At 50.0% G+C, this 12,682-nt stretch carries 13 protein-coding genes and 2 pseudogenes; all 15 read right to left on the reverse strand.

Going from position 1 to position 12,682, the window contains the following annotated elements; all coding sequences use genetic code 11:
* Nucleotides 1-505 (reverse strand): annotated as a pseudogene (locus DBO31_RS01005) (polymerase); the annotation flags it as partial.
* Between the two features lie 183 nt (nt 506-688).
* Complete coding sequence (locus DBO31_RS09360; RefSeq protein ID WP_150824230.1) at nt 689-3,109, reverse strand: CehA/McbA family metallohydrolase; 2,421 nt, start codon at nt 3,107-3,109, stop codon at nt 689-691.
* A gap of 154 nt (nt 3,110-3,263) precedes the next feature.
* Entirely contained in the window at nt 3,264-3,530 is a 267-nt protein-coding gene (locus tag DBO31_RS01015) for a hypothetical protein (RefSeq protein WP_059076763.1), read from the reverse strand.
* 4 nt (nt 3,531-3,534) lie between these two features.
* The gene (locus tag DBO31_RS01020) at nt 3,535-4,602 is read right to left on the reverse strand and encodes a hypothetical protein (RefSeq protein ID WP_150824231.1); all 1,068 of its coding nucleotides are present in this window, start codon (nt 4,600-4,602) and stop codon (nt 3,535-3,537) included.
* Nucleotides 4,603-4,800: 198 nt separating this feature from the next.
* Nucleotides 4,801-5,097: an ethanolamine utilization microcompartment protein EutM gene (gene eutM, locus DBO31_RS01025; protein ID WP_059076761.1), complete on the reverse strand. Its 297-nt coding sequence runs from the start codon at nt 5,095-5,097 to the stop codon at nt 4,801-4,803.
* Between the two features lie 33 nt (nt 5,098-5,130).
* Nucleotides 5,131-5,769 carry a phosphate propanoyltransferase gene (locus DBO31_RS01030; RefSeq protein WP_059076760.1) on the reverse strand — a complete coding sequence of 213 codons (639 nt, stop codon included), beginning with the start codon at nt 5,767-5,769 and terminating at the stop codon, nt 5,131-5,133.
* Nucleotides 5,769-7,256, reverse strand: coding sequence for an acetaldehyde dehydrogenase (acetylating) (locus tag DBO31_RS01035; RefSeq protein WP_059076759.1), 1,488 nt, complete (start codon nt 7,254-7,256; stop codon nt 5,769-5,771). Before DBO31_RS01035 ends, DBO31_RS01030 begins: the two co-directional genes overlap by 1 nt.
* Nucleotides 7,257-7,702: 446 nt before the next feature.
* Nucleotides 7,703-7,969: pseudogene (locus DBO31_RS09415) on the reverse strand (BMC domain-containing protein); the annotation flags it as partial.
* 27 nt (nt 7,970-7,996) lie between these two features.
* Nucleotides 7,997-8,629, reverse strand: coding sequence for a cupin domain-containing protein (locus tag DBO31_RS01045; protein ID WP_150824232.1), 633 nt, complete (start codon nt 8,627-8,629; stop codon nt 7,997-7,999).
* 30 nt (nt 8,630-8,659) lie between these two features.
* Nucleotides 8,660-9,208, reverse strand: coding sequence for a BMC domain-containing protein (locus DBO31_RS01050; RefSeq protein WP_059076756.1), 549 nt, complete (start codon nt 9,206-9,208; stop codon nt 8,660-8,662).
* Nucleotides 9,201-10,541: a 4Fe-4S dicluster domain-containing protein gene (locus DBO31_RS01055; RefSeq protein WP_113855450.1), complete on the reverse strand. Its 1,341-nt coding sequence runs from the start codon at nt 10,539-10,541 to the stop codon at nt 9,201-9,203. Before DBO31_RS01055 ends, DBO31_RS01050 begins: the two co-directional genes overlap by 8 nt.
* A 19-nt stretch (nt 10,542-10,560) precedes the next feature.
* Nucleotides 10,561-10,821, reverse strand: coding sequence for a EutN/CcmL family microcompartment protein (locus DBO31_RS01060; protein ID WP_059076754.1), 261 nt, complete (start codon nt 10,819-10,821; stop codon nt 10,561-10,563).
* Entirely contained in the window at nt 10,818-11,126 is a 309-nt protein-coding gene (locus tag DBO31_RS01065) for a BMC domain-containing protein (protein ID WP_150824233.1), read from the reverse strand. The genes DBO31_RS01060 and DBO31_RS01065 overlap by 4 nt, the downstream gene beginning before the upstream one ends.
* Before the next feature lie 10 nt (nt 11,127-11,136).
* Nucleotides 11,137-11,979 (reverse strand): ethanolamine utilization protein EutJ, encoded by an 843-nt coding sequence (gene eutJ / locus DBO31_RS01070; protein WP_059076752.1) that lies wholly within the window; start codon nt 11,977-11,979, stop codon nt 11,137-11,139.
* Entirely contained in the window at nt 11,976-12,647 is a 672-nt protein-coding gene (locus DBO31_RS01075) for a hypothetical protein (protein ID WP_113855449.1), read from the reverse strand. Before DBO31_RS01075 ends, eutJ begins: the two co-directional genes overlap by 4 nt.
* Nucleotides 12,648-12,682 lie beyond the last annotated feature (35 nt).

The raw sequence follows: 12,682 nt of genomic DNA on the forward strand, positions 1-12,682 counted from the left end.
AAGTGGAATACATGCGCCGCCGTAACAGGGGAAAGGCCGAATTATCGACCCATTCTTCTTCATGGAGCGTCAGCATGTGGGCATACTGGTACAGGCCAAATAGAACGACGATGGCTGCACTGGCAAGAAAAACGAGCAGAAACAGGCGCCGTTCTTCTCTGCCACGGACAAAGACGACTATGAGGTTATAAAAAATAAAATACTGCAGCACTGTAAACAGGTAAAAGGCAACGCCAAACAGCGGCCTGGGCGATCCGGCCAGAGATACAAAAGCCAGGATAGCAAACAGGGCTGCTGGTTTAAAAAGGGGCGTATCATGCCAGGAGGCTATAGGATATTTCCATATATACCGTGCTGCCAGAATCAGTGCCAGGATAAAACAGGCTTCCATGGCGATAATCTGAAGGGGCATAAAAAAAACAGTCCCCAAAAGCGCATACACTACATGTATGCGGGCTTTTTCCTGAGAACTGCTGGCTGTCGGCAATAGAGTCGTAAGTTTCATATGTCATATCCTCCCAATTTAATTATACGGAGTTGTCAGGGAAAAGTCCAGTACAGCCCCTGCCGGGCGCACGCAGAAACACCTCCGGCAGGCATACAACAGAAACAGCCCCGGCATTTTCGTTTCATGCCGGGGCTGTCTGCGGAAAGACTCCTATGACCCATTCAGGATATCATGTGCTTTTTATTTTTTTACTTTAACCCATACAGGGTTGGATACGGCATAATGGTCTTTGCCATCCTTTGCAATGACGTTGACCCAGGTGTCGTGTTCCGGTTTTACTTTGACTTGTACAGAAACGGGATCAGTCGTATTGTCGAATGCCTTCGTTTCCACCGGTTTTCCTTCGCTTACGACCTGTACTTCTTTCAGGCCGTTGACAGCCTGTACCTTTGTTTCAAAGGTATACGTGCCATCGGCCGCTGTCTGCTGGGTCGTGCCGAACATGGACTGTTCTGCCGGGGTGAAGATAGGCCCCATAGTAACATAAGCCTTGCCTTCTGCCATGGCATTGACAAACTTACGGCCTGTCAATTTGCCATCGACGTGGGAATACATGCGGATGATACCCGGATACAGATTGGATGTCGCATCATGCTGGTCCGATCCGGCACTCAGATATTTCTTGATGCCACGGTTCCAGTAACCTTCTGCCACATCGAGAGTCCGTTTATCCATATTCTTGGCATTGGACAAATCCATTGTCGATTGCAGTTCCAGGAATTCAAAGTTTTCCGCACTGGGGTCATCGCCACCCTTGACGCCAGCACGATTGGTCAGGAAACCATAGTCGGTGAAGGGATGATGCATGACGACCAGGGCATCCCGGTCATGCCCCTGCTGGATGATTTCACCCGGTGTCAGAGACGGATCCGGACAGGGCATCTTGTCATTGACCATCAGGAAGCCCCAGTGTCCCCATCCCGGAGAAACTTCGACGTTGGGAATGAAAGGCCTTTTGTACTGATTGGCCAGTTCCCGCATAGGCTTGATGTTACCGATGTAGTCGTGATCGAGTACGAGATTCAGGTCCAGGCCGGCTGCCAGCTGTGCGGCAAAGAGTTCCGGGACAGTCGTCGCGCCATCGCCATGGTCGGCATGCTGGTGATTGTCATTGCCATACCAGCCCGCCTTTTCAGGATGAATGAGCTGAGGAATGACGAACTGATGCTGAACTGTCTGGCCGCCTTTGACAAAGGTCTTGAATTCAACCGGTTTCGATGTATAATCGGCTCCATGATATGCCGTAAAGGTGAGTTCATTTTCCGGTGCCGATACGTCAAAATCCGCTTTGTGTGTCGCCGGGTCTGTAAAATATACCGAGCCTCCTAATCCTTTTACATCCGATTTGATACCGGTGACGACCACTTTAAAATCGACAGGTTTCCCGTTTTCATCAACAGCCGTCAGCGCCGCTCTGGCCCCCGGTTTTACTTGGAAATCAGCCACAGTGTTGCCTTTCAGATCGACATGCTGCACGTCAGACGGTGTCGTTCCCTGGCTCTGTACATAAATGTCGTAGTTGTCCTGCGGCAGTGTGACTTTATACTTGCCATCTTTATCGGTAATCTTCCAGACGAAAGGCTGCATGATATCTTTCATGACCTGATCGACACCATCCGATTTTATCGTCTTTTTATAAGATCCTGGCTTATTGAAGATGACATAGGCATTGGGCAGCGGTTTGCCATTGGAATCGCGGACAACACCTTCAATGACGCCAGCCTTGATAGACGGATCTTTCTGTATCTTCCGCTCGATGACCGGAGCCGTTTCCCCATTGGGAATAACCAGGATTTCGCCCGTATACGTATACGACTGGCCCGGCATGATGTCGCGGTTCACATAGACATCTTTATAGCCCGATGAACCTTTGTAAGCATTGGCATGATCGGTATTAACAGCTACGGCGTAATTTTTCCCGTACGTAACGACGAAATCCCCGTATTTCGTATTGACTTCGGGATCTTCATTGATACGTATGCCCGTTCTCTTGACATCAGGATAGAAGCCAAAGGGGCCGAACATATTCACGGCAAGGGTACTGATAGAATAGCCACTGTTCATATTCAGATAGGCATCATTCCCTGCCGGATTTTCGACGACTGTCTTCATATCAATATAATTCTTGCCATCTTCCAACGTATACTGAATCGTCACGTTCAAAGGCAGTTTATGACCTTCTGTCCAATATCTCGTCTTCGCCGTTACAGTGACTTTTTTATCGCCTTCCAGCTTGTACGTAATATCTTTTACGGGCGTATGCAGCAGGTCTTCGCCATGCCACGAACCAGTAGCTGTCCAGTAATCGTTGAGGAATTCAATGTCATTGGTCAGATCCGTCCCAAATTTCCCATCTTTCATCATGGCAATGTCCAGGATGCTGCCCGTCGTCATATTCCAGTAGTTATTGGAACCTACGGCAAAGGAAGCAGCAATCTTGTCATTGTAGATAGTGAAATCCTCTGCCTTATTAGCCATGCCCTGGTCAATAGGCGTCGGGCCCTGCACCACTCCTACAGCCGCCATCGCCGTTGCCGATATACCTGCCATCAGCGCAGACATAACTAACATTTTTAACACTTTCTTTTTCCCTGATTTCATATATCATTCTCCTTTCTATGATAAAGACGTACTGGTTAAACAGATACGCATTGGGCTGGAGCCAGAAAATAATGCAATTAATACCTCATTATGACATAGACTGTATCAGCAATTCGTTAAAAACTGGTAAAAAAGTGGTAATACCACAACTATATTAATCTCTAATAAAGGCGTTGATCATCTGCCGGCCGTAGTCATTTACTTTATAATAAACCTGTAACTGACCGGCATCATCCAGTTCAAACCGCGATTCATCGAGAAGCCCATTGGCCTTTGCCGTCATCAATGCTTCCTGTACGGCATCGGGTCGAAGCATTTTAAAACTTCCGTATTCTCCTTTCAGGGCATGGATGACATCCATATTAGATGCTTCTTCTACGGTCGTCATATATTTCATGATTGCGTAATAGAGCGGTTTCATACGATCAGGCCTCCTTTTTCCGGAATGCATGGAGCGGATTGAGATTTCCGACGAGAGCAATGCCGCAGATCATGACAATAGCAGCCGCCCACTGTACCGGTGTGAGCATCCAGCCTGGCTGTCCATCAAACATACCGACGATGATCATGCAGAAGAACGGTCCCCAGAAAGAATACGCTCCATTGCAGACCATGCCGAGTGCGGCACCGCACATCGAATTGCCCTTATACCAGAAGGAATATGCCGGCATGGCACAGAAGCCGGAAATGACAAAGAAGATGATCGACCAGTCGCTCCAGGCGCCGGAAAGAAGGCGTGGAGCCAGTCCGGCACTGCCATCAATCATGCACAACAGGGGCAGCATGATGAGCATATTGGAAAGGCCGGAAACGCACTGACGGATGGTAATGCCGATATTATAATCGATGAGGGTCGTGCCAAAGCCGGCAACGGCGCCTTCAATCCCCCAGCCCAGCGCGCAGAACAGGGCAATGCCGCAGGCCATCAGCGCCGTCGGTCCCACGTCTGAGAAGGATGTACCGCCGATGACACCGGCAGCGACAAGGCAGAGGAGGATACCGCAGACCATCCGTTTATTGATTTCCTGTTTGAATACAAAATGGCCGATGATGGCCCCAAAAGACGCATTGAGAGCACAAATAGGCACGATGATGGAACCGCCCATCTGCAGTGCTGCTACATAAGCTGTAGAAGCCAGCGGGCCGCCGATGAGGGCACAAACGATCATGACCAGGCCCGGCTTTGTTTTTAACGTGCGGAAAAAGTCTCCCAGTTCGCCTTTAATGGATACATTGATAAGGGACCAGATGCCGCTCATAGTATCATTGACGGCCGATCCCAGCGCTGCCAGGCAATAGGTGATGGCAAAGGCGCTCAGGCCGGACATATTGGCGCCATACCAGTCATTACCCCAGATTCCCTTGGACATGCCTAAGGTCAGAAAAGCCGTATAGAGACCGTAAAAAATCCCAGAAAAGATGGCAAAGGTAATCCCACGCTGCTTAAACCCTGCGTCTATCTTTAATTTGACTGCCAAGGCTCTGTTTTCCATTCGCACACACTTCCTTTACTTGATATATATATATTTATTGTTATATATTTCACATGTATCAATAAAAAAGAATGAATTCTTTTGTTTTTTCAAAGTTCTTTCGTACATAAACAAATATTTATTATATGAATTTTGCATGATACCGGATAAAATGCAGCGGGCTAAGGTGCTAATAGCCTTAGCCCGCCCTGTGATAGATTATTCTTTTACTGTGAGGTTGTCATGAGGGAGAATCATTTCCACATCAGTATGGGGACGTGGAATAACGTGCACGGAAATGAGTTCGCCAACGCGCTGTGCAGCAGCAGCACCAGCATCGGTAGCAGCCTTGACAGCGCCGACATCGCCGCGTACCATAACCGTTACGAGACCGCCGCCGACGAGAACTTTGCCAATGAGGTAAACGTTTGCCGCTTTTACCATTGCATCAGCTGCTTCAATAGAACCTACAAGACCTTTTGTTTCGATTAAACCTAAAGCTTCTGTTGTACTCATGTTATTTTCCTCCTAATAATATATAAGATTTAATTATTTAATAATTGTTATCCTGGAACCATTTTTAAGATTCATAGCATTAGCTTCTTCCATGTCGATATGGCATTCTAATGCCGATGTTGTTGTCACTCGGATAACAACATTACCGAAAGTACCGCCACGGTCGCCATCGATATTGATGGAAACGACCTGGCCATTCGTCACGCCAAAACGCTGCGCGTCTTCAGGAAGCATATGGATATGGCGTTTGGCAATGATGACACCGCGGGGAAGGCAGATACTGCCTTTTGGTCCGATGAGCGTCAGGCCCGGCGTACCTTCCAGTTCACCGGACATGCGCAGCGGCACCTTGATCCCCAATTTAAAACAATCGGACCGGAGTAATTCCACCTGGGATTCTTTGCGGACGGGACCGAGGATGCGGACTTTTTCCAGAACGCCCTTCGGCCCTGCCAGGGTTACCGTTTCCTTGCAGGCAAACTGTCCCGGCTGCGAAATATCTTTGATCTTTGTCAGCTGGCTGCCCGGTCCGAAAAGAGCATCCTGATCCGCCTGGGACAAATGGACATGCCGGTTGGATACTCCTACGGGAATCGTATCCGGCTGTAGATTCAAATGGCTGTCCCTGACGGCTTCTACCAGCAAATCGACTAAAGCATCATATTTCCCCATTAAAACTCACCTTTCTGTTTTAGCAGCTGGAGCACTTCATTGACGACAGCGATGAGCTGGTCATCACCAGAATCCGCTGCTCCGGCAGCCGTTCCACAGCTCGTTGCCTGGCCCGCATACGGTACGGACGGCTTGACTTCGCGGATACCATAGGCTACGCGTTTGATATTCATCAGATGCTGCGGCGTAACGTTATCAGCCGTAGCGCTTCCACCCCAGGTACCACATCCCAGTGTAAAGGCCGGTGCCAGTCCGGTGCTGATACCCGTGCCCCCCTGAGTAGCCGGTGTGTTAACAATGATGCGGAATACCGGTTTTTCATAGAACCGGCGGACAATTTCCGGATCTTCCGTATGAATCGACATGGTGTGGCCGAGACCACAATTCTTTAAAAGGCGGATACAGAGGTCGCACGCATCCTGCCAGTCACGAACCGTATAGAAGCCGAGAACGCTGGTCAGTTTTTCATAGGAAAGAGGATAGCCGTTTCCTACGCCGTCCTGTTCCCCGATGAGGACCCTTGTACCGGCAGGGATTGTGATTCCTGCCGCATCGGCAATGACCTGGGGAGAACGGCCTACGAATTTGGCATTCATAGCGTGCCCGTTTTTGAAGAGAAGCTGGCAGACTTTATCTGTTTCTTCTTTCGTCATGAAGTAGCCGCCCTGGCGTTTAAACTCTTCCACAACCTGTGTCCGGTTGCATTCTTCGACGACGATAGACTGTTCAGAAGCGCAGATAGTGCCGTAGTCAAAGGTCTTGCTGAGCATAATATCTTCAACGGACTTTTTGACATCTGCCGTCCGTTCGATATAAGACGGGCCATTGCCGGGGCCTACGCCCAGAGCCGGTTTGCCGCAGCTGTAGGCTGCTTTTACCATGGCCGAACCGCCCGTAGCAATGATCATCTTAACTTCTTCGCTGTGCATCAATTCATTAGTAGCACCCATAGATGGATGGATAATGGTGCTGATTGTCCCCAGCGGCGCACCAGCTGTTTCTGCCGCTTCTGCCATGAGGCGGGCTGCTTCTATCGTACATTTCAATGCCGCCGGATGGGGTGAAAATACGATGGTATTCCGTGCTTTTAGAGCAATCATAGCATTGTAGATGACCGTAGAGGTCGGGTTGGTAGAGGGGATAATTCCCAGTACGACACCGACGGGTTCACCGATTTCCGTAATGCGGTTGACCGTATCTTCGTGAATGACACCGATGGTCTTCATATCCTTGATATAATTGTATACATCGCGGGATGCTACCTGATTCTTGACGATTTTGTCTTCTACCTTGCCAAATCCCGTTTCTTCAACGGCCATGCGGGCCAATTTAGCCGCGTTTTCTTCTGCTACGCGGACCATATTCTGCAAAATGCGGTCTACCTGTTCATTGGTAAACTTGCAGAATACATCTTCCGCTTTCTGCGCCTGCCGTGCCAGATTTCTGGCTTCCTGCACGGTCTGCAGATCATAATCAAATGTTTCCAAAAAGTATCTCCCCTTTCAGATTTCCTTTAAACCAGCTGCTTCCTGCTTCCGTTATAGTAATCTGCAAGCAGGCGGAGCAAAACAGCTTTCTTCGCCCGCGACACGGCACGGCCGGTCAGGCCGATATCCGTATATTCCCGGACGAGACGCCGCAAAGCTGGGACGGGCATCTTTCTGAACACCCCGTCAAGATTCACGCCGGGCTGTACGGCCAGTGCGTCAGCCTCAGCTTTGTGGAAATTTTTAAAATCTATGTCCTCAAAAGAAACCTCAGGGGCTTCTTCTTTCGGCGTAGTATCCGTCCCCTGCCATGTTTCAGGAGACACCGTATCAGCTGCACCAGTACCGGTTTCTGCGCCGGATGCATCGATACGTTCTTCTGCCAGCGCCAGCCCTTCTTTAGACGGAACCGGGTCTGGCGGATCTGGTTTATCCGGGCCATTTGAGGGAAGGATCCCGGCTATGGCCGCATCAGGACGGGGAATCACGTGACGTGAAATCAGAAGGTCTTTACCCAGATGAAGCACAGCCGCTTCTCCTGCATCGACGGAAGCTTTGACTGCTCCTACATCACCGCTGACACAGACCGTCACCAGTCCGCCACCAACGAGGGTCCTGCCACTCAGTACCACGTCTGCTGCCTTGAGCATCACATCGGCACATTCTATAGCGGCTACCAGTCCTCTGGTCTCTATCATTCCCAAGGCATCCATTGATTTCCACCTCCTTTAACGCTCATATCATCCTGCCCAGTCTGCCGGATAGGTCGAATAAAACAATTTTACATGATCTTCGGCATTCCACACGACGGTAGCATCTTTAGGAATGAAGAGCACATCTCCCTGGCTGGCGTAATAGGTCTTACCATTAATCGTAATGGAGAGACTTCCTTCCAGGATAATATCTGTTTCTTCATATCCCGTCAGTGTCCAGGTAAAGGAAGAGTGATCGATGGTCAGGAATCCTGAGCTCATATGAGATTCAGTTTTACTGATAACTTCCCTGTATCCGACTTTTGTTACGGGATTACCCGTATCGAAGACTTCATAGGTCACAGAATGACCACGTACTACTTTGAGGCCGCTGTCATCTTTTTCTTCCCTGTACGGCTGTGCAGCCTGGCCACGGGATAAAAGCACCTGACGGACAATTTCCGCTACCAGACCTTTATCCAGACCTTTCACACTGCCTGCTGCCGGTTTGTGTACGTCCGGTGCGGCAGGAGCCGTCTGCTTTTCAACAAAGGCAATCCCTTTGTCACGGGCATAGTCGCTGGCCGCTGCCGTAATAATGGCTCCGGGCTCTACATACAGTTCATGCTTCCCGGCTGCAGCCGCTTCTTTTACGTGACTGACACAAATCAATGGTTTCAATGTATCACCTCCTGATTCCATCTGCATAATTTATAACAACGTATCCCATAACCGTTCTGCCGGAGACGGGATGACTTCGATATCTACCAGCAGTCCGCTGTCTCTCACCAGTGCTTTTCCTGCATCGGCAGCTGCTTCTACAGCAGCTACATCACCGGTGAAGGTAAAATACGCTTTGCCACCGAGGCCGCTGCCAAGTCGGAGTTCAATGCCCTGTATATCAGCCGCTTTGAGAGCCGCATCAGCAGAATGAATCATCGATGCCAGAGAGAACGATTCGATGATTCCCAGGGCCGCCCGCTGTTCCGGCAGGGTTGTAGAAGAAATAGCCGGGAAGATACCGGGATGAACATTGGGAATAATGAAATGATCGACAATATATTCCCCTGCCGACTGGATGCCGGCATCGACCGAACTTTCTACGGCAGCTACATCACCCTGGATCAGGACAATGTACTTGCCGGGACATACGGCAGTGCAGCTGACGGCTTCTACAGCAGCAGTCTTGATCATCCGGTCGGCCGTATAAATTCCCCTGGCGATGCTGCTCAACTCTACCATACCTATCGCATTATACATGGATCGACCCCACCTTTATCTTAATGACTGAATCGGTAACTTCTGTGACTACGCCGTCCATGCTCGTATGGACGGGAGCACCGAGGCTCCCTTCACGGATGGCACCTACCATCTGACCGGCCGTAACCGCATCGCCGGCCTGTACGACCGGTTGTGCCGGAGCACCTACGTGCTGACTGAGCAGGATACCGATTTCATCGATATTCCATTCCACTCCCGTAAGCGGCGCCGGACCATCAAAAGAGCTGAGGCCCAGCCGGGCAATAAGGCGTTTACTGGGAACGAGCCGGTAGGAACGGGCTTCGCGGGGCTTATAATCTCTTTCTGCCGGTGTGTATTTAATGCCGGCTGTACGCATCCGGTCCTTATACCAGCTGTTGATGTTACGCGGGCTGAGATGGGCCGGACAGGAAAAGAGTTCACACAGATTGCACTGGCTGCAGAGCTGTGCCGTAAGGGCACTTTGCAGATCATCGGGCATGTACTTCATAGTTCTCATGATTTTATGGGGCTGCATGTTGTGACCCAGGAGATAGCGGGGACACAGATCGGTACACATCCGGCACTGTTCGCAGGCCGTACGGCCAATAATGCGTGCCTGCCGCTCGTTCATGCTCTTTTTCCGGATGAGATAATGGTCTTTCTTCAATATGATGTAGCCCTTGTTCTTTTTCGAAACATAGCCATCGTAGGAATTCATGATCCGGCCCATCATGGGACCGCCATCAATGACGCCATAATCATCCAGGCTGGTAATCCCGCTTTTCATGAGGACTTCGCGGACCGGCATCCCTACCGGCACTTTAAGCGTCACCGGTCTGGGAATATCGCCCTGGAGCGTCACATACGTTTCTGTTACGCTTTTACCTTCCAGGGCACGGGCGATATTGAAAGCTGTTTCGGCATTGACGACGACACAGCCAACGGAAAGAGGAATAGAACATTCCGGTACGATACGGCCTGTCAGTTCGTAGACCAGTACTTGTTCATCACCAGCAGGATAGACATCCGGAAGGATATGAATCTGTACAAATGGAGAAAAGCCCAGGGCTTCGATACGCTTTTTTAAAATTTCGATGACCTCTTTATGCTTGCCCTTGATGCCGATAATGGCCCGCTTTGCCTGTACCTGATGGCCGGCAGCGGCAAAACCGGTAATAATGGCATCGGGATACAACGCTAGCAATTGCTGGTCCACTCTCAGAAGGGGCTCGCATTCAGCACCGTTCAGTAATATGTATTCCGCTGTCGCATTCAGCTTGGCATGAGTGGGAAATCCGGCACCACCGGCACCGATGACACCGGCCTCCCGCACTTGATTTAATACGTCCAAGCGGATTCACCTCCACAAATTAAAACGTACATTCTTCATCAATGATTCCAATAATTGCCGCATCAATGGGCAGTGTATCCGGTTGAAACATCTGCCGGGCAGCACTGCCCTGGCTGACGATGACATTTTCACCGATACCGGCATTGATCAGGTCGGCAGCAATAAAACGGCGTCCTGCATCTTTGCCATCGATGACTTCTACTATCATAAATTTGATTCCGACGAGGCAGTCTGCCTTGCGCGTGGACCAAATGTTGTCAATCACTCTGGCTGCTATCATAATGTCACCTGCCTATGTTCCTGAAAGACTCTGCATATATCGGCAATTGCCGCCTCTACAGCTGCCGTATCGCCAAATATGGCTATCATAACGAGATTCTGCGGGCAGCTGCCCCGGATATCTTCGACGAAGACACCGGCCGCTTTTTCTGCAATATCGGCTGCTACGACCATATCGATGAGTCTTCCCTGTACGAGTCCCACGGCATCAAAATCGCTCATATCGTGCGAAGCCGGAGAACCCTTACGCCGCATAAGGATATCTATCGTTCCCGGTGAAGGGGACTTGATGATTTTCCATTCCATAGAACCGCCTCTATTCTTCCAGCTGTTTACAATTAAGGGCAATACCGAGCGGCGTTGCAAACATGGGATTCTGTGGCTTGCGCGTCGGAAGTCCCGTCCGCTTTTCAATGATGCTTTCAATTCCCGTCAGACAACACGTACCGCCTACGAGATAAATCTCTTTCACATCATAATCCTTGATGTGGCGGGTAATGATGGAAGATACTTTTTCAATGACTGGTTGCAATATCGGCAGAATTTCACGGTGGTTTTTCTGATCCCGCTTATATAATTCGGCTTCTTCAAACGGCATCTTGTAGGCTCCCGATACGACGAGGGAAAAATGTGTGCCCCCGGTCGGTTCATCGGCCACATGTACGACCTCGCCATCTTTAAAAATCGCAATTCCTGTCGTACCGCCGCCAATATCGACGATTGCGCCGTTTTTGATTTTCAGGACGGCATTAGCGGCCGTCGGTTCATCGAGCAGATTAGTCACTTCAAACCCGGCACCTTCTACGACGTGTTTGATAGCACCGGAATCGAGATCAAACGTCCCCGGCGGCAAGGCCGCAGCGGCATACTTCAGTTCTGTACCCAGTTTCTTTTCCAGGTTTTCTTTCATTTCCCGGACGATGCGGATAGCTCCCAGATAATCCACAATCATGCCATCTTTGACAACACTGGCATATCGGTACTCTCCGGCTATAGGGCGGAAATGCTCATCAAGGACGGCGACGACAATAAAGGCCGTGCCGAGATCGACACCTGTATAGTATACAGAAGACGGTTTGGTCACCGGCTTTCTGACCACATTTTCAAACTCTTTGATTATTTCATTGCAATAGGTAAAATCTGAATTTAAAGTACTCATACTGAACCTCTCATATATTTTCCCATCATGATACAAAGGACATTGGTCAGGCTATGGAGAATGTGTATCAGCCCTTCATATACTCCCGGGCCGGCATCACCATGGCGGCTCTGTGTTTCCAGAACGAGCGGTTCCAGCATCTGCAGATATGTGCGGAGGTGATTCAGCATGAGAAGTTTGGCGCGCAGCACTTCATCTTCCGGCAGTTTTTCCAGACTAAAGGGGATGACCGTATCATCTACTTTTTCACGAAGTTCGCCTTCCGTACAATTCCAGAAGGTAAGGGCTGGCGGTATTTCTCCTTGTTCACAGGCCAGCCGGGTCCGCTGCAGCGTCCTGGCCAGTGCGGTAAAATCTTCCGCTGCCAGATGTTCGCCATGGCGGGAAAACCATTCTGCCGTCACCATGATGAGTGATTCTGCATGCTCCAGTGTATGCCACAGTTTCATCAACTGCCACGACGGCGCAGGCTCCGTTTCTTCTGCAGCCGGTACTGCATCAGCTTTTCTCTCCTGTCTTTCTCCCCATGCGGTTTCACAGGGAATGCGCCGGTCTGTCAGGAATTGTCTGGCCCCCGGTGTCAGGCGGTTGTCTGTTGCCAGGTAATACGTCGTAAACGGTTCTTCATGATACAAATCCCGTAAATCCATTTCCGTTATATATCGCAATGTATCACCTCCTCTTATGTATCTCGTCAGCCGGC

Source organism: Megasphaera sp. DJF_B143 (assembly GCF_900320625.1).
GTDB classification, from domain to species: Bacteria; Bacillota; Negativicutes; order Veillonellales; family Megasphaeraceae; genus Megasphaera; species Megasphaera hexanoica.